Origin of the sequence: Cyclobacterium salsum (assembly GCF_010119245.1) — a bacterium.
GTDB lineage: Bacteria > Bacteroidota > Bacteroidia > Cytophagales > Cyclobacteriaceae > Cyclobacterium > Cyclobacterium salsum.
This window is the reverse complement of the sequence record NZ_WNKG01000004.1, coordinates 297,813-319,812: the sequence shown is the minus strand read 5'-3', so window position 1 is coordinate 319,812 and position 22,000 is coordinate 297,813. Positions and strand designations below refer to the sequence as shown.

23 protein-coding genes are annotated in these 22,000 nt (G+C 45.1%); 8 read left to right on the top strand and 15 right to left on the bottom strand.

Features of this window, described 5'->3' with window-relative positions:
- Window positions 1-131: 131 nt before the first annotated feature.
- Window positions 132-614, bottom strand: a complete 483-nt coding sequence (locus GJS45_RS08690) for a C40 family peptidase (protein WP_162341083.1) — start codon at window positions 612-614, stop codon at window positions 132-134.
- Between the two features lie 209 nt (window positions 615-823).
- Here GJS45_RS08690 and GJS45_RS08685 point away from each other — a divergent pair, with 209 nt between their 5' ends.
- A complete protein-coding gene (locus GJS45_RS08685) occupies window positions 824-1,069 on the top strand; it encodes a hypothetical protein (RefSeq protein ID WP_162341082.1) in 246 nt (81 codons plus the stop codon).
- Window positions 1,070-1,087: 18 nt separating this feature from the next.
- On the opposite strand, the gene coaE is transcribed toward GJS45_RS08685, so the two are convergent.
- The 6 genes from coaE to nusB are packed head-to-tail and all read right to left on the bottom strand — an operon-like array spanning window position 1,088 to window position 5,047.
- On the bottom strand, window positions 1,088-1,690 hold the full coding sequence (gene coaE, locus GJS45_RS08680) for a dephospho-CoA kinase (protein WP_162341081.1): 603 nt from the start codon (window positions 1,688-1,690) through the stop codon (window positions 1,088-1,090).
- On the bottom strand, window positions 1,683-2,648 hold the full coding sequence (locus tag GJS45_RS08675; RefSeq protein ID WP_162341080.1) for a YbbR-like domain-containing protein: 966 nt from the start codon (window positions 2,646-2,648) through the stop codon (window positions 1,683-1,685). The genes coaE and GJS45_RS08675 overlap by 8 nt, the downstream gene beginning before the upstream one ends.
- Before the next feature lie 12 nt (window positions 2,649-2,660).
- Complete coding sequence (yajC, locus tag GJS45_RS08670; protein WP_162341079.1) at window positions 2,661-2,981, bottom strand: preprotein translocase subunit YajC; 321 nt, start codon at window positions 2,979-2,981, stop codon at window positions 2,661-2,663.
- A 2-nt stretch (window positions 2,982-2,983) separates the two neighbouring features.
- Window positions 2,984-3,532 (bottom strand): DUF1573 domain-containing protein, encoded by a 549-nt coding sequence (locus GJS45_RS08665; protein ID WP_162341078.1) that lies wholly within the window; start codon window positions 3,530-3,532, stop codon window positions 2,984-2,986.
- A 13-nt stretch (window positions 3,533-3,545) separates the two neighbouring features.
- Window positions 3,546-3,854 (bottom strand): YtxH domain-containing protein, encoded by a 309-nt coding sequence (locus GJS45_RS08660; protein WP_162341077.1) that lies wholly within the window; start codon window positions 3,852-3,854, stop codon window positions 3,546-3,548.
- 8 nt (window positions 3,855-3,862) lie between these two features.
- Window positions 3,863-5,047 carry a transcription antitermination factor NusB gene (gene nusB / locus GJS45_RS08655; protein ID WP_162341076.1) on the bottom strand — a complete coding sequence of 395 codons (1,185 nt, stop codon included), beginning with the start codon at window positions 5,045-5,047 and terminating at the stop codon, window positions 3,863-3,865.
- A gap of 375 nt (window positions 5,048-5,422) precedes the next feature.
- On the opposite strand from nusB, the gene GJS45_RS08650 reads away from it, so the two are divergent.
- Window positions 5,423-7,216, top strand: coding sequence for an ABC transporter ATP-binding protein (locus GJS45_RS08650; RefSeq protein ID WP_162341075.1), 1,794 nt, complete (start codon window positions 5,423-5,425; stop codon window positions 7,214-7,216).
- Window positions 7,217-7,231: 15 nt separating this feature from the next.
- Here GJS45_RS08650 and GJS45_RS08645 read toward each other — a convergent pair whose 3' ends face one another.
- The 3 genes from GJS45_RS08645 to GJS45_RS08635 form a co-directional block, all read right to left on the bottom strand.
- On the bottom strand, window positions 7,232-7,978 hold the full coding sequence (locus GJS45_RS08645; RefSeq protein ID WP_162341074.1) for a hypothetical protein: 747 nt from the start codon (window positions 7,976-7,978) through the stop codon (window positions 7,232-7,234).
- A gap of 204 nt (window positions 7,979-8,182) precedes the next feature.
- A complete protein-coding gene (locus GJS45_RS08640; protein ID WP_162341073.1) occupies window positions 8,183-9,241 on the bottom strand; it encodes an aminotransferase class I/II-fold pyridoxal phosphate-dependent enzyme in 1,059 nt (352 codons plus the stop codon).
- 14 nt (window positions 9,242-9,255) lie between these two features.
- Window positions 9,256-10,272: a dipeptide epimerase gene (locus GJS45_RS08635; RefSeq protein ID WP_162341072.1), complete on the bottom strand. Its 1,017-nt coding sequence runs from the start codon at window positions 10,270-10,272 to the stop codon at window positions 9,256-9,258.
- 118 nt (window positions 10,273-10,390) lie between these two features.
- On the opposite strand from GJS45_RS08635, the gene GJS45_RS08630 reads away from it, so the two are divergent.
- Complete coding sequence (locus tag GJS45_RS08630) at window positions 10,391-11,869, top strand: M14 family metallopeptidase (protein WP_162341071.1); 1,479 nt, start codon at window positions 10,391-10,393, stop codon at window positions 11,867-11,869.
- A 136-nt stretch (window positions 11,870-12,005) separates the two neighbouring features.
- On the top strand, window positions 12,006-12,737 hold the full coding sequence (locus GJS45_RS08625) for a class I SAM-dependent methyltransferase (RefSeq protein WP_162341070.1): 732 nt from the start codon (window positions 12,006-12,008) through the stop codon (window positions 12,735-12,737).
- Window positions 12,738-12,743: 6 nt separating this feature from the next.
- Here GJS45_RS08625 and radA read toward each other — a convergent pair whose 3' ends face one another.
- Both radA and polA read right to left on the bottom strand, forming a co-directional pair.
- A complete protein-coding gene (radA, locus tag GJS45_RS08620; RefSeq protein ID WP_162341069.1) occupies window positions 12,744-14,120 on the bottom strand; it encodes a DNA repair protein RadA in 1,377 nt (458 codons plus the stop codon).
- A gap of 40 nt (window positions 14,121-14,160) precedes the next feature.
- Entirely contained in the window at window positions 14,161-16,965 is a 2,805-nt protein-coding gene (gene polA, locus GJS45_RS08615) for a DNA polymerase I (protein WP_162341068.1), read from the bottom strand.
- 314 nt (window positions 16,966-17,279) lie between these two features.
- On the opposite strand from polA, the gene GJS45_RS08610 reads away from it, so the two are divergent.
- A complete protein-coding gene (locus GJS45_RS08610) occupies window positions 17,280-17,588 on the top strand; it encodes a hypothetical protein (protein WP_162341067.1) in 309 nt (102 codons plus the stop codon).
- Window positions 17,589-17,684: 96 nt separating this feature from the next.
- Here the strand turns inward: GJS45_RS08610 and GJS45_RS08605 are convergent, their stop codons facing one another.
- From GJS45_RS08605 to GJS45_RS08595, 3 genes are all read right to left on the bottom strand, one after another.
- Window positions 17,685-18,128, bottom strand: coding sequence for a hypothetical protein (locus tag GJS45_RS08605; RefSeq protein WP_162341066.1), 444 nt, complete (start codon window positions 18,126-18,128; stop codon window positions 17,685-17,687).
- A 60-nt stretch (window positions 18,129-18,188) separates the two neighbouring features.
- Window positions 18,189-18,644, bottom strand: a complete 456-nt coding sequence (locus tag GJS45_RS08600) for a hypothetical protein (RefSeq protein WP_162341065.1) — start codon at window positions 18,642-18,644, stop codon at window positions 18,189-18,191.
- 158 nt (window positions 18,645-18,802) lie between these two features.
- Complete coding sequence (locus GJS45_RS08595; protein ID WP_162341064.1) at window positions 18,803-19,405, bottom strand: hypothetical protein; 603 nt, start codon at window positions 19,403-19,405, stop codon at window positions 18,803-18,805.
- A 132-nt stretch (window positions 19,406-19,537) separates the two neighbouring features.
- Here GJS45_RS08595 and gltX point away from each other — a divergent pair, with 132 nt between their 5' ends.
- From gltX to GJS45_RS08580, 3 genes are read left to right on the top strand one after another with little or no spacing between them, the layout of a single operon-like run.
- Entirely contained in the window at window positions 19,538-21,073 is a 1,536-nt protein-coding gene (gene gltX / locus GJS45_RS08590) for a glutamate--tRNA ligase (RefSeq protein ID WP_162341063.1), read from the top strand.
- 48 nt (window positions 21,074-21,121) lie between these two features.
- Window positions 21,122-21,325, top strand: coding sequence for a hypothetical protein (locus GJS45_RS08585; RefSeq protein ID WP_162341062.1), 204 nt, complete (start codon window positions 21,122-21,124; stop codon window positions 21,323-21,325).
- 33 nt (window positions 21,326-21,358) lie between these two features.
- Window positions 21,359-21,997, top strand: a complete 639-nt coding sequence (locus tag GJS45_RS08580) for a porin family protein (protein ID WP_162341061.1) — start codon at window positions 21,359-21,361, stop codon at window positions 21,995-21,997.
- Window positions 21,998-22,000: the final 3 nt, after the last annotated feature.

Sequence of the window (22,000 nt, the reverse complement as noted above, 5' to 3'; positions counted from 1 at the left end):
TTAGTTAATATTGCTGAATACCAAAGGATGTTTTAAAAATTAATCCACTTTGCCCTTCATTTTTATGGTACTAGATTTTTAATACAAAAAAATCCTGTCATTTTGGGCGTACCCGTTTTTTGAGCGGCTAATTAAAACATTCTTCTGGCTCGAACCCAGCGCCTGGACCAATACCGGGACTGAATATTGTCTTCCGTAACGCCAAGTGAGGTGGAGGCATGAATAAAATACGTGGTTCCCCGTCTTTTTTCAGTAATAATACCCGCATGGGTTACTTTTCGTCGCATTCTGCCAGTAGCAAAAAAGACCACATCTCCTTTTCGTAGCTTTCGTTTGGATACGCGTTTTCCTACTCTGCTTTGATCCTCGGATATCCTGGGCAAATTGAGCCCAACGCTGCGGAACGACAGGTACACCAGGGCAGAACAATCCATCCCGGTTCGGCTGATTCCTCCATAACGATAGGGAGTGCCCTGGAATGATTTTGCTGTTGCTACCACTTGGTCAATGTGCTGCTGACGGATTTTTCGGGAGGAAGAACAAGCACTGGAAAGAAGTAAAAACAGCCCCAGTACAAAAAAACTCCACCCGGCACTATTCATTCGCTGTTGCATAAAAGAATCAAAATTTGCTCAATGATATAAAATCTGTCCCGAACAAGCAAAAACCAGGCATCATTTGATGGTAAACGAGGGCGAAATTAGTTTGGATACCCATGTGATTTCTGCAATAATTGGTTACTTTTAATCTTTCAAAGCGATCACAACAACCTAAATACACAGGGTATTTACTGCCTAAAAACAGGAGCCCTATAATGCGTACCATGAGTAAAGAAGATTTCAGAAGGCTTCCCCTTCCAAAGAAAATACAAAAGCTATATACCGAGGGCACCTTTGTCGTGGCTATCCGCTACTATGCCTATAAGGTAAACCTGTATTTGCTAGGGAGAGAGTATGTGGAGGTTTTTTACAACCACAAATACGATCGCATAGATAAGGTTGAATTTTTGAACCAAAGCCATACACGGATGAAATTTTACCTGGATCAAATCCGGCTTCAGGAGATTTGACCCTACCGGTAAACGGCTTTAGCGGGCAGTAAGGCGGTGATGAATTTCAAGTACCTTCGGGATCAGCATTTCTTTTTCGTCGTTGGAGAGTAGGAAGGTTGCCAGTTTGTTTTTTTTATCGTCCTCCCATTGTTTTTCCATTATGGCTTTGATTTGCTCAGTACTTCTGTGGGGGTCTCGCTTACGGATCCTGGAAATGCGCAATTCCCTGGGGGCACTTACATGGATCGTGTAGTCCAACTCCCGGTAAGAACCGGTTTCAAACAGTAATGCTGCTTCCTTTAAAACATAGGGAGAATGCTGGAAATCGACCCAGGTTTTAAAATCCCGATTCACGGCAGGATGGACGATGCGGTTGATTTTTTGGGTTTCGTTGGCGTTTGAAAAAACCTTTTCCGCCAGGTAAGCTCTGTTTGGCTTGCCATCCGGCAGGTAGGCATCCTTGCCAAATTCGGCCATGATTTTCTCTTTTAAATCACTTTCGTGTTCCATGAGCCACTTTGCGCGGTCGTCTGCATTGTAGACAGGTACCTTGAGCAAGGCAAAAAGCTTTGAAATTAGTGATTTTCCAGCACCTATTCCCCCGGTGATGCCGAGTAACATGGGCTGTTTCCTACTCATAAATTAACTTGAAGTTTTCGGGTTCGAAGGTGACTTCTTTAATGTATGCCGGAGATTTGTTCAAGGAAGCTGCTATAGTGCTGTCCTCACGGTTGCGGTTGTTGTAGTTTAAAATGGCGGTAAGTTCCAGATTTTGCAACGTTTCCATTTTATCTTCCTGAACTAAAAATTGAGCTTGAATTTCGGTAATAGTGCTATCAATGGTCACATTACCTGGAAAGTAAAGCTTCTGTATATCCAGATTGACCGTATTTTCTATGAAGGCTATGACCTCAAAAGTAACCTGAGATGTTTCTTCATCAAGGCTAAGGTATTCTTGTTTTTCTTTATCCAATTTTAAAGGAAGGAGTTTGGAATAATCCTCCCGGATATTATCGTCAGGTATATCCAGATACAGCTTGCCGTCCAGTTGTTCGATCACTGAGATAGGGCCTGTAACAGTGACCATTTCTGGGTCCAGTGTGATACCAGCCGCATAGTCATGATTTTCCGCTAGCGTAGTGGAGGTTGTATCCGGTACGATTTGAATTTTTTTAGATACAATCCGGTCGATTGAAAAGAAGAGGGTGTCCTGCACGATGTCCACCAGGTTGGAGGATGCCAGGTGCTCGGCCATTTGTCGCTCTATATCGGAGGTTAGGAGAAAAGGTTTTTGAGAAGGATCTTCTACGAATACCTCCAGGGGCGTGACACTGATCTTAAAATGTCTTTTAAGTAAATCCCAGCCGTTTCCATTGATTTGAATGCGCACCTCTCCCGGCACGTTACCGACAGCCATGAATTCCTCCTGGTCGTAGTTTAGCTGCAATGGCTGGTTTACTGAGGTCGTGTAGTTGTCCTTGTTCAGGGCATTCAAAAGCCAAAAGGTGGTAGCCGTGAACACACAGAGGACTACCACTTTCAGATTTGATGTTTTTTCAGGTTTAAGTTTCCTAAAATAGTTACCAAGTGTACTCAATTGTAGAGTGAATTATTTGGCATTATTTAATTTTTTGGTGTAATCGAGCGAAAGGGCGGATTTTTCCACCTTTAGTTTCATTCCCTTGTCTAATTCCACGAATACCAAATCCCCTTCTACTGAAAAGACCTTGCCATGAATCCCACCCACGGTGACCACAAGATCTCCTTTTTTAATTTCGGAGATAAATTTGGTGGTTTCTTTTTGTTTTTTCTGTTGGGGACGGATCATGAAAAAATACATGATCAGAATGATACTTCCGAAGAGAAATACCTGGCCCATGATGCCGCTTCCGGCACCACCGTCTACTTGAAGCAATAGCGAGTGATACATTTTTAACGTTTAACAGGACCTGCTGAAGGCCCGGGTGATGCAGATGCAGATTTTCTATTGACGCTACCCTTTAAACGCAACCGGGTTACGTTAGGAGAGGTATTCGCCTGAATGGTTACGGTGGGGCTTTGAACGCCTGACTTTCCGGTAGAATTGAAAACGACCTTTACAAAACCCTCTTCTCCGGGTTTGATTGGTGTTTTGGTCCATTCCGGGCTGGTGCAACCGCAGGAAGCCTGGATGTTTGAAATGACTAATGGTGCTTGTCCGGAATTTTCAAATGTAAACAGGTGCTCTATTACTTCCCCTTCCTGAATGGTTCCGAAATCAAATACTTCCTCCTCAAATGCAAAAGCTCCGATGGAAGATGGGTCGGCCGCCTGTACATTTTGTGCATTATTAGGCGTGACCACCTGATTTTGCTCCAATTGAGAAATTTTTTGCTCCAGTGCTTCGATCCGGTCATCCTTATCTTCACCTCCCTGACTGCACGCGCCGGTCAGCACCAGGGAAACTCCCAGCATCCAAACCGTGATTTTTGAATAGTTCATAAAATTAACTAATTTAATTATTGTTGTTTTCCTTGTTAATCTGATCAATAAGCTTGTTCACATCACTGAGTAGGTTCTCTGCTTTGGATTTGGCTTCTGTGATCACTTTATCTCCTTCTGATTTGGCCAGATTGTCAGGTAAATTTTTGCCTTCCATCAAATCCTCGATCAGATCCTCCAATTCATTGCTGTACTTTCCCAGACGATAGGAGAGCTTATCTCGGGTGTTATTGCCAGAATCAGGTGCAAATAGCACTCCTAGAACTGCTCCCAGCCCTGCTCCTAAAGCAAAAACGAATAGTGAATTACTTTTCTTACTCATTATTTGTGTTATTTATTATCAATAAGTCCTCTACCACTTTTACGGATTTTTCCACTTTCGGTTAATTCTTTTGATAAAGTATCCAACAAACCGTTAACAAATTGCTTGCTTTTGGGCGTGCTGTAGGTTTTGGAAATATCGATGTATTCATTTATCGAAACTTTCGTCGGAATACTTGGAAAATTAACCATTTCCGTCAATGCCATTATCAGGATAACCCGGTCCGTTAAGGCGATCCTTTCTACATCCCAATTTTTAGTTTTTTTGGCTATCATACCACTAAACTCGTCTTCCGAAGCTATGGTCAAGTTAAATATATTTTGGAAGAATTCCTTGTCCTCCTCCCAGTTTAAAGCCAGCTCCGGAAGAATCTCATCCGTACGCTCTTCTGCTCCGGATAAGTTCTTTATCACTTTTGATGCCAGACTTCTGACAATGGATTTATTCTCCGCCCAATTGATGTCCTTCTCCTGAAAAAAACTAATGACAGCCTCACTTTTGAACAGTACTTTTTTCAACAGGGATTGGAGGATTTCTTTGTCTTGTTCAAAACTGGGATTATCAATGGTAATGTACATTTGATAGTCCTCATTTGGCTTAACCAATTCCCTAAACCATTCTTTAATTTCCAGTTCCAGCTCCCTACTATCCACCTGAAATCGACTACATTCACGACGGAAGGAATGGTTGGAGTCGATTAGTTGCAAGGCCTTATTGGCACCCAAATTATAAAATGATGCTGGCTGTAATGCCGGCTGGGCATCGTATTTTCTTTTTTTAGTCTTCTCATTGGTTACATGCGCTCCAAACTCCAACAAAATATGGATGGCATAGATATACAATCCGGGGATGTTTTCCACTGCTGTCAGCATGTTACTTTTCAAAAATTCCTTGTCTTTTTGATTGTATTTATGGTAAAGATCCACCGCTTTGATTGCGGTATGCCTTATTTTTTCATCCGATTCCCCTGATCCCAATGGCGTGTCTTTTTGCAGATGAGATAGAAAAAGCTGCACACACCGTTCCGCATCTCTTTTGAGTTGCCCCTTGTCCTGAACCTCCATGGTGTTGAGATCCGGAAGGAACGCCTCCCTGATGTAATCTTGTGCCAGATTAGCATTGCTAAACTTGCACTGTTGGTAGGCATATAAGGTTTGAAATGCTTTTACTCTAAGGATCCTTCTGTTTAACATTTATTAAAATTAAAGAACGTGATGGGTGAAACCCGGAAATTTACCGAAAATACAGGTTTACCTGCTTAGGCGAAAATTTCTGCAAATTAGTAAATGTCCCTGCAAAGGGCAAATATATCGATTTTTTCAATGATAGAAATAGTTTTTCTGCTTACAGGGACCTATTTTGGTTTATCTGCGTCTAAAGGACAGATAGAACCCCTTTTCTTATGTTTTGATCCCTCCCATTGAACTTTGCCGTTTGGATTGTGTTATATTTGGGTCCGCGCTGGCAGTGCCGATTGGAAACAAACCTTTCTTAGGGGTTGACCGCTTTGCCTTTGCAATTTAAGATGTATTATAAAAGAAAATACGAAATCTAACGCTTTTTATTTTGTGAAACCTCTTTGGAGATTAAATAAATATTTATACAAATACAAGCTGTACCTTTTTCTAGGAATAGTTTTTACGCTTATTTCCAATATTTTTGTAATTATTCCCGCCCAACTGGTTCGAATCGCCATCGATTATGTGGTGGAAAGTTTTTCTTATTATCAGGTGTATGAAGAGGGATCGGTTGTCACGGAATTGGCCCGAACGGTTTTTTTAAAGTACATACTCATTTTCGGACTGTTGATCCTGGCAATGGCGCTGTTGCGTGGTTTGTTTCTATTTTTAATCCGGCAGACGATTATTGCCATGTCCCGGCTGATCGAATACGATCTGAAAAACGAAATCTACCAGCACTATCAGCAATTGCCGCTGGCTTTTTTTCGGCAAAACAGTACCGGGGATCTGATGGCCCGAATTACCGAAGATGTCTCCAAAGTCAGGATGTATCTGGGGCCTGCCCTGATGTACGGAATTAACTTGTTGATTTTATTTCCACTGGTTATCGGCTACATGTTAACCGTCAACGTCCCCCTGACGCTGTACTCGCTGATTCCCCTTCCCATTCTGTCGGTTAGTATTTATTTGGTCAATAACATGATCAATGAACGATCGGAAAAAATTCAGCGGAGCCTTTCGGGCCTGAGTACTTTTGTGCAGGAAGCTTTCTCCGGCATTCGGGTGATCAAATCCTTTGTCCGGGAAACAGACAGTGCCCGGCAATTTGATAAGGCCAGCGAGCATTACAAAGAAAAATCGATCTCCCTCACCCGGGTGCAATCCTTGTTCTTTCCGCTGATTTTAGCACTGATCGGCATGAGTACCATTATTACCGTCTATGTGGGAGGAATTCAGGTAATTGAAGGTGGCATAGGCTATGGTGTCATTGCAGAGTTTATTTTATATGTCAATATGCTTACCTGGCCGGTCACTTCCCTGGGCTGGGTGACCAGCATCGTACAGCGGGCAGCGGCTTCCCAGGCCCGTATCAATGAATTTCTGGACCAGAAAAACGATATCCTCAGTACCGAAAATATCGTTCGGGACATAGAAGGAAGCATCAAGGTGGAAAACCTTTCCTTTGTCTATCCGGATTCAGGAATACGGGCACTTGATAAGGTGAGCTTTGAAATTGGCTCCGGGCAGTCTCTGGCCATTATCGGGACTACCGGTTCCGGAAAATCTACCATCGCCAACCTATTGATGCGGATGTATGATGCCTCGGAAGGTCGCATATTAATTGATGACCTGGATATTCGCTCCTACGACATCGCCAACCTTCGAGAACAAATTGGTTATGTGCCTCAGGACGTGTTTCTTTTCAGTGATAGCATCACCAACAATATTGGTTTTGGGCTCGGAAAAGAATTGAATGTCGAACAGATCGAAAAGGCAGCCAAAGATGCGGACGTCTACCAAAACATTGTAGACTTTCCAAAAGGCTTTGATACCCGGCTGGGGGAAAGAGGAATCACCCTTTCCGGTGGGCAAAAGCAACGGGTCTCCATCGCAAGGGCCATTGCCAAGTCACCGAGAATTTTATTGCTGGACGATTGCTTGTCTGCGGTGGACACCAAAACGGAAAATGCCATCCTGAATGCCCTCGAAAAAATCATGAAAGGCAGGACCTCTATCATCATCTCCCACCGGGTCTCCTCCGCAAAACTGGCCGACCAGATCATCGTGCTAAACGATGGAAAGATGGTAGAAAAAGGAACCCATGAGGACCTGATGCTGGCCAAAGGCACCTATGCCGAGCTCTACGAGAAGCAAACCCAACAGGCGGGAGAGGTGGAATGAGCGCCTTTAAAATGGCTATAATTGAATATAAAGACCAGCTACAGCAAATTGAACCAACGTAAAGTTATACACTTCATTCACATTGGCCCCTCCTTCCAGAAAACGATAACCGGCTTTAATGTCCATCCGATCCGTAACAGGTAATCGGGTCCCTAGAAACAGGTCAAATGCTCTTCCCGGCCCTCCTGCCAGTCCGTCTCCTTCGAAGTAAATTAACTTTTCTCCTCCAAAATCATAGGAGGTATACAGATGCAACAGGGGTACAAAGCCGAGGTCGTCTTTTTTGTCACGTAATCCCTGATCATTGGCGAGACGGACCCGCGCATCCCGGATTTTGGCTGTAAAACCAACGCCAACAAGCCAATTTCCTGAACTAATAATTTCTCTCCGGTAGGTCAGTCTGTAGCTGTTGAATTGATAATAGCCATCCAAAGCCTCCCCCTGTCTAAAAACACTGGATTGGAAGTTGATATCATTGGCGGCATTCCCATTATAATTGATCCCAAGAGGGGCATAAAGGGCAAACAGATGGTTCTTTTCATTGAAGCGATAGCCCAATCGTATTCTTAATGGGATGACGGGCCCTTCCGTTTCGAAATCTTCCTGAAAACTAAATAAAGTTCCCATTTTATTGGGAATTCGTACATCGTTATATCCGGGAAAGGCCAGTCCGGACTCGACATCTATTGTGACCTGAGCCCGGGAATGGCTGCCCATTAAAAATAGAACCATGGTCAAGGGTAAAACGAATAATCGAACCATTAATAGGTGTTTTTTAGGATTTTACTTAATGAAGTAGGAACAAGTATTGTGCCTATCCAAGATCGGGGTACATTTTTACGAGGCAGAATTTCATTCTATCCCAAGGCCCAGCCAATACCTGGAAAAACAATCCTGTTGTGTAGGAAGGGTAACCAAAACGGTAGAAAAATCCGGCTAAGTAGGCTGGAAACTACTTATTCAGCTTCAGCTATCAGAAAGCATTTTTAACGTCTGAATCAATGCTTCCAGGTCTTTCCGCTCGTGCCAGGCAGAAAGTACAATTCGGTTTACTGCTGGGCTATCTGGCAGTGGGTAAGGAAAGGAAGATAGAATAAACCCTTTTTGGTGTAATTGTTCCACCCAGGACTCCGGTTCAAAGGAAATAACCGGATAGGGAGGCAGAAATTTAAACCGCTCCACTCCCTCTAGTGCGGATGCGATGTACTGCAAATTATCCTTCAGCTTTTGCTGCTGCTTGAGGTAATAATCCTGCCCGTCCAAAAATGCACTTAAAAATGCGGGTGCAGGAGGAGAGGAGGTGCGGTAAATGGGGTTTTCCCGGACCCGACGAATCAGCGAAGGGTTTCCAAGGATGATGCCCGCCGGAAGTGCCAGTGCCTTGCCTAGCGAGCCTGCGACCATTACTTCGACCGGAAGGCACTTCCATTGCGTATAGGTACCAAAAATACCTTTTCCCAACAGGCCAAACGCATGGCTGTCATCAATTAGCAGGTAGTATTTGTTGGCAGGAGATAGCTTTTTGGTCCATTCGAAATCATGAATTTCAGGAATAAGGGGGTTAACGGCATTGGAAAGTAGAAGGATTTTTTGACCCATTAGTTCATGAGACTTGGCAATGCACTTTTTTTGCCATTGTTTGTGAGTAAGGCCAATAGGCTGCTGGCTTTCTAAGGTGATGGCCGGATGGGTATCGGGAGCCGTCCAGGTTAGGTCTGCAAGTGGTCTAAGGGTGTTAACGGCAAGTTGCCCTGCCATGTATCCGCTACTCAGGACTGCCGCTTCAGCGGCACCGGAACCTGCCGCAAATTGGGCTTCAAATGCCTCATATAGGGACAATTGCACATTGCTGTTCCGGCTGGAACCGTGATTGGGGCCATATTTAAGGATACCCTGGATCAGAAGCTCCTTAAACTCAGGTAGGGTCCCCATTCCCAAATAGGAGGTACCACTAAAATGCAGGTAGTCTTTGCCCTGATGGGTAACGGTTCTTCCAAGTTGAGAAGTAGGATAAGTATGACTCATTTTGACAACGAACTTTATATCAGGATCGCACCTGTTCCCGGCCGGTCTGGAAAATGCACCTTATCGGGGCAGATCTTCACGCCATCAGCGATATCTTGGGACAGAAGCATGGCTCCGTCCATGTCCACGTAGTCCAGCAAGGGAGCTATGTGGGCGATGGCTGCGATTCCCACCGAAGATTCGGTCATGCAGCCCACCATGGTTTTCATGCCCAGGGACTTGGCTTGCCGAATCATACGCAGGCCAGGCGTGATGCCCCCTGCCTTGACGAGCTTTACATTAATCCCATGGAAAAGGCCATGGCACCTTTCTACGTCTTGCTCCGAAATACAACTTTCATCTGCGATGACCGGTAGTTCGCTGAATTGAAAGACTTTTTTCATGCCTTCATCGTCCTCTCTTGCCAGGGGTTGTTCCATAAATTCTACATTGAGTTTGGCCAGTTCCCCGGAATAAGCAATGGCCTGATCGGCGGTCCAGGCACAATTGGCATCAATCCGGAACACCGCGTCGGTGTGTTCGCGCAGGGTTTTGATGATGTCCAGGTCATGATCCGTCCCCAATTTTATCTTGTATATGGGCCAGTCCACTTCTTTCATTTTTTCGATCATCTTGGGGATGGGGGCGATGCCAATGGTGAAGTTGGTGACCGGAATGCTTGCCGGGTTTAAATCCAGTAGCTCGTATAATTTTTTATCCTGCATTTTAGCATACAGGTCCCAGGCGGCGATATCCAAGGCGCATTGGGCAAAGGGATTGTCTTTAAAATACGGCTGGGTGATGAACCACAGCTTTTCCGGGTGCATAGGCGCTAATCCCGATAATACCTCATCCGCTACTTTGGTCAAGCAAGCCTGCATGTTTTCAAGGGTTACCCCGTAATAGGGATTGGTAGTAGATTCTCCCAGGCCATAAAGCCCATCCGCTCCCTGTAGCTTTACAATCAGGGTGTCCTGAACGTCCCGGCTTTGATGGGCGATCGTGAAGGTGTGCTTTAATGGTAACTTATGTGGAAGTAGTTCGAGCTTCATAAAAATGGCATGAGGTTTTTTCAAAGGCTAAAGGTAGGATATCGACGGCATCCTTGTAAATACTTCCCTTATATTTTAATTAAAAATAGCCATATTTACATCAAAACTACCTTTGAATATGAAATTAACCACTACCTCCCTTCTGAGGGGATTTCTTTTCGGCGCATTGGTATGGTGCCATACCCATGCGAATGCCCAGAACCCGGAACCTTTGGAGACTTCTTTACTGGAAAAGGCATATACGCACTTCAAAGAATCTCAACTTACGGAACGTCGTTTTGGCTACGATAAGATTGCCCCCTTGATCGAATCCAGGTCCACTGTTTTTGAGCAGCAGGTACTTGGAAAATCGGTGGAGGGAAGACCTCTCAATGCGCTTACCTACGGAACTGGCCCAACCCGGGTCCTGCTTTGGTCTCAAATGCATGGAGACGAGAGCACGGCTACCATGGCCCTATTTGATTTGTTTAATTTTTTGGAAGGCTCCGGGGAAGATGACTTTGTGGCTATTCGGAAGATCCTTCAGGAAAAATTGACCATTCGTTTTATTCCCATGGTCAACCCGGATGGAGCGGAACGCTTTCAGCGAAGAAATGCCCTGCACATCGACCTGAACCGGGATGCCATCCGGCAAAGTAGCCCGGAGGCCATCATTTTGAAAGCGGCACGGGATGATTTCGAACCCGAATTTGGCTTTAACCTGCACGATCAAAATGCTTACTACAACGCCTCCGGAACTTCCAATCCGGCGACGATCTCGGTCCTGGCTCCTGCTTATAATGAAGCACGCGAGGTAAATGAAGGTAGGGAAAAAGCGATGAAAGTAATCGTCGGTATGAATCGGATATTGCAGGAAGAAATACCTGGTAATGTAGGAAAATACAACGACACCTTTGAACCCAGAGCTTTTGGAGACAATTTTCAAAAGTGGGGAACCAGTACCATATTGATTGAATCCGGAGCCTATCCCAATGATCCGGAAAAGCAGTACATCCGAAAGCTGAATTTTATGATTATCCTGAACGCATTATATGAAATTGCGACCGGGATTTATGGTGAGTTGGAAGCATCTGCTTACCAAGCCATTCCCGACAATGCTTCCCGTTTGATGGATTTGCTTATTAAAAACGTTCGTTCGGAAATCAATGGGTATCGTTATGTGACCGATATCGGGATTCGCAGGCGTGTACGCTATCAGGAGGGAATAAGGTACGAGCAAGGAGAAGTAGCGGATTGGGGTGATTTGTCGATATATTATGGTTATGAAGAGCTGTATGCTGAGGGAATGACCGTAACGAAAGGAAAGATTTGGGAGCAGGAAACAGCATTAGCTGATTTAAGCAGGGAAGAGGTTCTGGATTTGCTCCGGGAAGGGTATTTGGCGATTAAGACTTCGGAAACGAACAAAGGAATGGTGCATGATTTGCCCATTCTGATAGTGACTGGGAAGCAGCTACCGGACCTGGAACCATCGCTGTCCAATGCTCCCAATTTCCTTCTTGAAAAAGACGGGGAATATTTGTATGCAGTGGTGAATGGAAACCTGATAGATTTGCAAGGTCCAGGAAATAAATCATTTAAGCAACGTGTGCAATAGCGGATCCGCTTGTCGTCTACCTTTTATTGGGGAGGTTACAGATTGGATCTTGATAGGTATCAATGGATGTTTATTGTAATTGTACGGAAAAATGATTAAAATCAAATTTATTTTACTGTAAAACACCCTAAACCCCATGCAGAATAAATCTTCCATTGAAGACATACGAAAAAGATTTGATAAGGATGTGGACCGTTTTTCCAATCTGGATACCGGCCAGGAAGCCACCATGGATGCGCCTTTGTCTATGGAATTGATCGCCAATGCGGTGGTGGTTTCCAACCCGCAGGCAAAGGCCATGTTGGATATTGGTTCCGGGGCAGGAAATTTGTCCCTAAAAATCCTCCAATTCCTTCCCCAGGTGGATTGTGATTTGCTGGATTTAAGCCAGCCCATGCTGGCTAAAGCTTACGACCGGGTAAGCTGGGCCACCACCGGGACAGTCGATACCATTCAATCGGATATCCGGGATGCCCAACTGACTGAAAATAAGTACGACATCATCGTAGCAGCTGCCGTTTTACATCATCTCAGGGAGGTCTCCGACTGGGAACATGTATTTGAAAAGATTTTCAAACTGCTGGCACCGGGAGGATCATTTTGGGTTTCTGATCTGGTGTCTCATGACGATCCCGCCGTACAGGAAATGATGTGGAACAGGTATGCCCGGTACCTGGAGTCTATAGGAGGACTGGGATACAGGAAGAAGGTATTTGACTACATTGAAAAAGAGGACAGTCCCCGGTCATTGCCTTTTCAATTGGACCTGATGAAAAAAGTGGGTTTCTCGCACCTGGAGGTGTTGCATAAAAACTGCTGTTTTGCTGCCTTTGGGGGTAAAAAGCCGCTGGATAATTTGGCCGGTTAATTTCTGTCACACAAAGAGGTGGCGGTACATTTCTTCCAGTCGGGTGACCGGCACTAGTTCCAGGTTAAATTTATCGGTATCCAGGGATTTGAGTCCGTATCGGGACAACATGATCTTTTTGAAGCCCATTTTTTCCGCTTCGGCTATGCGGCTTTCGATACGGTTGACCGCACGTATTTCGCCTCCAAGGCCAATTTCACCCGCAAAACAAATTCCTGGGTCAACGGGAGTGTCTTCGTATGAGGAAATCAGCGAGGCGCATACAGAGAGGTCCAGGCCCGGGTCATCTACTCGCAAGCCACCGGCCACATTGAGAAACACGTCCTGTTGTCCCAATCGCATTCCCCCTCTTTTCTCAAGGACAGCCAGGAGCATGTTCAGCCTTTTGGCATCGTGGCCGGTACTGCTTCGCTGTGGGGTGCCGTAGGTAGCCGGACTGACAAGGGATTGAATCTCGATCAAAAGCGGTCGGTTTCCTTCCAGCATGGCCCCGATGGCGACTCCGTTGAGCTGCTCTTCCCGCTGGGTCATCAGAATTTCTGAAGGGTTAGTCACTGCTTTGAGTCCGGAAGCATGCATCTCGTAAATTCCCAACTCGTTGGTAGAACCGAAACGGTTTTTGGAGGTTCGCAAGATACGGTAACTCAGGTGCCGGTCCCCTTCAAACTGCAAAACCGTATCCACCATGTGTTCCAGAATTTTTGGTCCGGCGATGGCTCCGTCTTTGGTAATATGGCCGATCAGAAAAACCGGTACTCCGGTTTGTTTGGCAAATTTCATGAGTTCTGCTGTGCATTCCCGGACCTGGCTGACCGATCCTGCGGCGGATTCCACGTATTGACTGTGCAGTGTCTGGATGGAATCGATGATCAGCAGCTCGGGTTTTAATAGTTCTACCTGCTGAAATATTTGCTGGGTATTGGTTTCCGAAAGGACGAAACAATTGTCGGACTGATACGCCATGCGTTCGCTGCGCATTTTGATTTGGTTATCACTCTCTTCTCCGGATACATACAGTACTTTCGTTGAGGCCAGCATTAGTGCTATCTGAAGCATCAGGGTGGATTTGCCTATGCCCGGTTCGCCACCTATTAGTACGAGCGAACCCGGTACAATGCCTCCCCCCAGCACCCTGTCCAATTCAGGATCCCGGGTGACCAGGCGGGTTTGGGCTTCGTAGTCAATTTCAGTTAGACGTTTGGGCTGATTGCTTTTTTTGGGTGAAGTTTTGCCGGATTGCCAGCTCCCTTTTTGATTTACCTCCTTTTGGATCACCTCTTCCACATAGGTATTCCATTCCCCACAGGAAGGACATTTTCCTACCCATTTGGAGCTTTCTACTCCACAATTTTGACAAAAAAAGGCGGTTTTTATTTTGGCCATGCGGTCTTGGTTTGGAAATAGTTAATTGTGAATGAATGGTTCAATGGGCTTCCAGCCAATGGGTACCCTTTCCTACTTCTACTTCCAATGGAACGGCTAATGGTATCGCACCGGACATAAGTTTTGGTATCTCATTTTCCAGAAGTGTGACCTCGTCCTTATGGGCATCAAAAACCAATTCATCGTGGACCTGAAGGATCATTTTGGATTTAAGGTTTTGGCTGATCATCCATTCGTACACCTGAATCATGGCCACTTTGATCATGTCAGCAGCAGACCCCTGAATAGGGGCATTGATCGCGTTTCGTTCGGCAAAGCCTCGCATGGTGGCATTTCGGCTGTTGATGTCGCGTAAATAGCGCCTTCTGCCCAATATGGTTTCTACAAATTCATTTTTTCGGGCTTTTTCGATACTTTGATCCATATAGGCTTTTACGGCCGGGAACTCTTTAAAGTAGGCATCAATAATTTCCTTTGCTTCTGACCGGGGGATTTTTAGCCGCTGCGATAAGCCGAAGGGAGAAATGCCATAGATGATTCCAAAATTCGCTGTTTTGGCTTTCCTTCGCATGTCTCCGGTCACCTGATCCAGTGGCACCTGGAAAATCTTAGCCGCAGTAGTGGCATGGATATCCCTGCCCTCCTTAAAAGCGCCAATCATGGATTCGTCTTCGGAAAAAGCAGCCATGATTCGCAACTCAATCTGGCTGTAATCCGCCGCCAGGATCAGGTGGTCCTTATCCCTGGGCACAAATGCCTTCCGGATTTCCCTTCCCCTTTCCGTTCGGATGGGGATATTTTGCAGGTTTGGGTTAATAGAAGAGAGCCTGCCTGTTGCCGCTACAAACTGATTGTAGGTGGTATGGATTCGGCCGGTTTTGGGATTTATCAGGCTGGGAAGGGCATCTACATAGGTAGACTTGAGTTTGACCAGCTGCCGAAAGTCCAGAATGGCCTGTGCGATTTCGTGTTCTATGGCCAACTTACTGAGCACTTCTTCTCCGGTGGCATATTGCCCCGTTTTCGTCTTTTTGGCTTTGGGGTCTAGTTGCAATTTCACAAATAAAATTTCCCCCAGTTGCTTGGGAGAGCTGAGGTTAAATTGCTCGCCAGCCAGCTCGTATACCTTTTTTTCGATGACCTTGCTTTCCGTTTCCAGCTCGCCTGACATTTCCCTGAGGCTTTCTGTATCGATTTTTACCCCTTCAAATTCCATGGCTGCCAGCACTTCGATCAGAGGGCTTTCTACTTCATGGAGCAGTTTTTCCAATTTATTTTCCTTGATAATCGGGTCCAGTTCTTTTTTCAGTAATAAGGTGATGTCTGCATCCTCGGCGGCATAATCCACTACTACTTCGGGATCAACATCCCGCATATTGCCCTGGTTTTTACCCTTTTTGCCGATTAAACTTTCGATAGAAACCGGCTTGTAGCGAAGGTATTGCTCGGCCATCCAATCCATGGAGTGCTTACCCTCCGGCTCGATCAGGTAATGGGCCAGCATGGTGTCGTATAGTTTACCGGCTACGCTGACACCGTAATTCATCAGTACCAGTATATCGTACTTGATATTTTGACCGATTTTGAGAATGTCTTCGGATGAAAAGACCGGCTTCAATAGGTTCAGGTAGTTCGTTACCGTATTTTCATCCTCGGGAAAGGGGATGTAATATGCCTCTCCGGGAAGGTAGGCAAAAGAGATCCCTACCAACGCTGCCTCATTGGGATTGATGGAGGTGGTTTCGGTATCAAAACAGATCTCCTTTTGCAGGAGCAGGTACCGAACCAGTTCGCCAACGGCCTCCTCTCCCGATACCTGATGGTAATTATGGCTGCGTGTGAAAATGGTCTGCAGGTGTTCCGGAATGGCTAATGGCGGTTCGGAATCCACCTCGCTTTCAACGGCTTCTTTTCCGGTAAACAAGCCTAATTGTTCGTTTACTTTAATACTTGGTTTTTTGATCGCTTCTCCGAAAACGCGCTTGGTCAACGTCCTGAACTCCATTTCAGCAAAAAGGGCTTTGAGTTTTTCCTCATTGGGAGGTTCATAGGTAAGGGCTTTCTCATCGAATTCCACAGGGACATCCTGGATAATCGTAGCTAATTCCTTGGATAACAGCCCCTGTTCCGCAAAGTTTTCGACGTTTTCCTTTTGCTTTCCTTTCAATTGATCCGTGTTTTTGATCAGCTCCTCTACCGAACCAAATTGTTTTAACAGTTTGACGGCGGTTTTGGCCCCGATTCCGGGAATACCGGGGATGTTATCCACCGCATCTCCCATCAGCCCCAGGATATCCCGCACCTGGTCCACATTTTCGATGTCCCATTTTTCGCAGATTTCTTTCGGGCCCATGATATCTACGGCATTCCCCATAAAAGCGGGTTTATACAGGTAAATATGGTCCTCTACCAGTTGACCGTAATCTTTATCAGGAGTCATCATATAGACCGTAAAGCTGGTCCTTTCAGCTTTTTTGGCCAGGGTGCCGATAATGTCATCTGCCTCGAACCCGTCCAATTCCAAGGTGGGGATATTGAAGGCCTGAACGATTTGTTTGACCCAGGGAATCGCTACGGCAATGTCTTCCGGTTGTTCCTGCCGGTTGGCTTTATACGCCTCAAACTGCTGGTGCCGGAAAGTGGGCGCATGGGTGTCGAAAACCACGGCAATGTGGCTGGGTTTTTCTTTTTCCAGAACTTCCAGCAGGGTGTTGGTAAAACCCAGCATGACACCGGTATTTAGTCCTTTGCTATTGATTCTGGGGTTTTTGCTGAAAGCAAAATGCGCCCGGTAGATCAGTGCCATTGCATCCAGAAGAAAAAGCTTTTTGTTGCCTTTAGCCATTTGTTGTCCGATTATTGAGGTTTTTACAGGATTGATTCGGAGATAATTTTAATCAAATTCAGCACAAGTTAGTGAATTTTGGGCAATGCTTCGGATGGAAAAAAATAAGAATTTACCCAACTAGTGCTCGCTATGAATATACCTGAAACCGAATCAGGTGAGCCGCTATGAAAAACGGAAAGTTCAAGCCACTGGTTCCCTTTCCATTTTTTTGGTAAGGTTATTGATATAGTATAAAAAATCAAGTTTCGAATGAAACGTGCCTTTTTGACATCATTAATAAATCTAATGTTTCACCGTAAATAGTAATCCTTATGAAAAAGATCGCATACTTTTTATCCATGCTGATGTTGTTGACTGCCATAGCACCTGCAGCCATGGCAAACGATGGGTCGGCAGATAAAGAACCCAGTCCGGAAGAGCAGGCTCGTTTAGAACAATTGGACGAGCGGGTGCAGGAAATTAAGGACATGGACCTCAGGGCCATGGACAAGGAAGAACGTAAGGAAATCCGAAACGAACTCAGAGATATCAATAAAGAAGCCAAAGCACTGGGCGGTGGGGTTTATATCTCTGCAGGCGCACTGATCGTCATTCTCCTTTTACTGATCCTTTTAACCTGATCAGCAATACCTCCGGTTTCTGAAAAGAAATGGGGGGTGTTTACTTATTTTATTAACATTTAACTCTCACTTAAATCCCCTTCTCAAACCTGAAGCCTAGGGTTGAGACTTTAAATATTTTTTAACTTGTAACGCCCGCCAGAAAATAAATGCCAGGGGAACCAGCCAAAGTGCCTCGTTGAAGAGCAGGTGAAAACCAAGGCGTTTGTTCCATTCCATATTACCCATATAAAGCAGGAGAAAACTTATCAGGGAAATGAACTTTCCCAGTATCCCCAGCCCCATCAGGTAGATCCAGCTAATGGGGTAAAAAGCGGATAAAAATATCAGTAAGCCTGCCACCATTCCCAAGCTGCCATAGAAAAGGGTTCCGGACCAGCCGTCCAGGCTGTTGTCCATGGCCAGCCAGTTCAATACGGTGGGGCCAAACCATCTGAAAAAAGCACCCCAAAGGATCGCGTAAATGCCGGAGAGCAAGAGCAATCCCCGGTGGGGCATGGTAAACATGGGAAATTCTGGTTGACTGGAAGCGGTCTTCATAAATGATCGTTAGTAATCGTTTAAAAGGTAACAGATTTTTACGGCGTTTTCCCACCGTTATTAATTTTTTATGGTTTCGGAAAAATACCGAAATCCCCAAAGCATTTCACTAATGAAATTGACGGGATGGAATGTTTTTTTTATGGTCTTTGGCACGAAAGGTTCCAGTGTGACCCGGATATTTCGAAAACGATCCTTTTCGACGGTAATGCTGAAACTCCCGGTAAGTTTAAGTAACTCCTTTGGGAAGAAAAGTTGTTGATGCACCTTTACAGGAGGACGATGAAACCCAAACTTTTTTTTGACGGCGGATTGGCTTTCTACTGCCATTTCAAAGGAATCCGGCCCCAATGTAAGCCTTGACTGACTGGTAAACCGGGGGTTAAAGGCATGCCTGAGCTTGATTTTGTTTTTTATAAAGGAATAACAAACTTCATGGTTAACTTCTTTTTTCAGAAACAACTGATTTTGAGTAGCAAAAAAGTGCCAAATCGTATCAATTCTCTTTAGTTCCATAACAAGGTTTTTTGGGTTTTCCCTACGTTTATAAAGGAATGGGACGGTCCTGTAGCAGTCAATTTAAGGTTAATTTTGATATTTTCAATAATTTTGTACTTGGAGCAGCTTCCCGGTGTTCCTTGCTTCTCCTTGTAAAAAGGAGCCGCAATGAGTGCTTAGTTGTGGGAAGTAATCTTTTCGAAATCCTGGAAAGTTTGCAGAAATGCTTTTCGCTCCTTTTCGTCTTCAAATAGTTTCACCCATCCTTCCTCCGCTTTTGCCCGGATGCTGTTTAGATCCGTACGTAGCCAGTCTCTCAATTTCGTTGCGTTTTCCAAATGGGTATATCGGTTTCCTTGCCGCAATTCGAGCGAGTCTTTCGGCTCTTCATGCTCGTCCAGGTTTTGTAGCAGGAGGGGGGATTTTCCGGCCAGGCTACCTTTTAGAATCAGAAATGGGACTGCCGTATTCCGGTTTTTCTGAACAATAATTTCTATTTGCAGACCTGATTTAAGGCTGTCCGAATCAAAGTCCTCATGAATATAGCGATCCACGGTTGGAAGTTGTTTCACCTCATAATCGATTCTTCGAATATTCTTAAAGAAAAGTAATCCTGCATCAGTGATGGCAAACTCAGGATCTTCTCCGGAGTTGCTGGCCCGGTACTCATTAAAAAAAGAGAGGAGCAAAACCAGTCCCAGGGAGGCGGTTCCGAATATTTTCAGGAGGCGGTACATTTCCTGGCTCAATTGATCTTTATTTGATGTAGGTGTTGGCATCTGGTATTAAAGGTAACCAAATTTTTAGCGGGATGGTTTATCTGAAAAAGGGCTAAGTCTTCCGTGGATTTGGGCCTAAATTCTTTATTAATTGCCTATCTTTGCCCTCTTAAAAGAAATTGAAGGCTGTCTATGAGTAAAGAAGTACGCGTAAGATTTGCTCCATCCCCTACCGGAGCATTGCATATTGGAGGTGTGAGAACTGCTTTGTATAACTACCTTTTTGCCCGTAAAAATGGTGGAAAGTTCTTGTTACGAATTGAGGATACAGACCAAAACCGATACGTACCTGGCGCAGAGGATTACATAAAAAATTCCCTGGACTGGATCGGTATCAGTCCGGATGAAAGCCCCTGGACTCCCGGGGATTGCGGACCCTACCGACAATCCGAGCGCAAGACCATGTACATGGAATACGCGCAGTACCTGCTTGAAAAAGGACATGCCTATTATGCTTTTGATACCTCCGAGGAGCTCGAAGCCATGCGACAAAGGCTAACGGCCGCGAGGGTGGTGTCTCCTCAGTATAATTCCATCACCCGTACGCAGATGAAGAACTCCCTCACTTTACCTGCAGACGAAGTGAAGGCACGTCTTGACTCCGGAGAGCCCTACGTCATACGAATTAAAATACCCCGAAAAGAAGAAGTAAGGTTAAATGACATGGTTAGGGGATGGGTATTGGTGCATTCCAATTCGCTGGATGATAAGGTTTTGATGAAATCTGACGGCATGCCCACTTACCACTTAGCCAATATTGTAGACGATCACTTGATGGGCATTACCCATGTGATCCGCGGGGAAGAATGGTTACCCTCGGCACCGTTACATGTTTTGTTGTACCGGTATTTGGGCTGGGAAGACAGTATGCCCGAATTTGCCCATTTGCCGCTATTGCTGAAGCCGGATGGCAACGGGAAATTGTCCAAAAGAGATGCCGAAAAGCATGGATTCCCCATTTTTCCACTTGAATGGAAAGATCCGCAATCTGGTGATATGGTGGCAGGCTTCAAAGAAGCGGGTTACTTGCCGGAGGCCTTTCTGAATTTTATCGCGTTTTTGGGTTGGAACCCGGGAGACCAGCGGGAGCTTTTTACCCTGGAAGAATTGATAGCGGCCTTCTCCATCGAACGAATCGGCAAGTCAGGCACTAAATTTGATATAAATAAAGCCAAGTGGTATAATGAGCAGTATCTCAGGCATAAATCCGATCGGGAGTTGGCAGCTTATCTGCTGGCAGATCTTGAAAAGGAACGTATGACGCTGTCTACCGAAAAGGCCGAAAAAATCGCATCAGTGATGAAGGAAAGGGCCACTTTTCCTTCCGATTTATGGAATGAAGGGAAGTTCATGTTAGTGGCCCCTGATACGTTTGATCAGCAGGTGGCCGAAAAAAGATGGAATCAGGATGCCATTGCCGTTTTAAAGGCATTCAGAAATCATTTGCAGGATGAAACAGAACCCTTGTCCGCAGAATCAGCGAAATCCATGCTGGCAGCGGCGGCGGCATCGGAAGATATTAAATTGGGCAAGGTGATGCAAGCTGTAAGGCTTGCGGTCACTGGAGTCGGAGCAGGACCGGATTTGATGCAGATTTTTGAGATATTGGGCAGGGAGGAATTGATCAAAAGAATTGATTTTGCGTTACATACCCTAGGGAACCAGTGACTGTGCCAACGGTAGGAACAGCGGTCGTATTTTAAAGAAGAAACAGCCATGGCTAAGAAGACGAAAAAAAAGGACATACCAAAAGTAAACGAGGAGTTGGAAGGCTTTAACATGAATATAAATTCATTTGGAGAAATTTCCAGTTCTTTCTCCATCGATAAGATCAACGAGTTTCTTAATAAAAACGTAGATGATAAGAAATTAAGAGACCGGGAAGAAGGTAAAAAGCCCAAGAAAAAGGATGACAAATAATCGCGGATAATTCATAACTTCTTCTTTTTTCATATGAAAATCGGTTGGCCTCTTTTGGTAATTATTTTTTTGGCTTCCAGTGATCTTTTAGCGCAGACCAGTGTGGGGATCCGTGGGGGATTTACGGAGTCGAGTGCGTCCTACCGGGTTACCCTGGGAAGTTTTCCCCGCAGCGTCACGGGCTTGGCTGCGCCAACTTATTCCCTGGTGATTGAACAATTTTTTGAGAAAAATGCAGGAGCACAGATAGAGTTTCAGTTTCTAACTACCGGTTATGCAGCAACAGATACGATCAACACGGGAAATGAAACCCAGTTTGATTATATTAAAATTCCGATACTATCTAATTTTTACCTGGGCAATTCGGGAAGGTTTCATATCAAACTCGGCCCGCATGTGGGATACCTCCTGGATGTGAGGGATGTGAAACGGGTCGTGGAAGGAGAACTCGTTATTCCAACCTATGGTCAGCCGACTGACGAACCTCGAAAATTGATGTATGGCTTGACGGCTGGTGTGGGAATTTCAAAGTTGTTTGGAAAGCATACCCTTCAGGGAGAGGCGCGCTATTCGTATGAATTTGGTAGGCCTGAATCCCAGGAACGGATATTTGACATCAATTTTACCCAATTGGAATTCACTATTTCCTACCTTTTCAGGGTACTCGAATAAGTT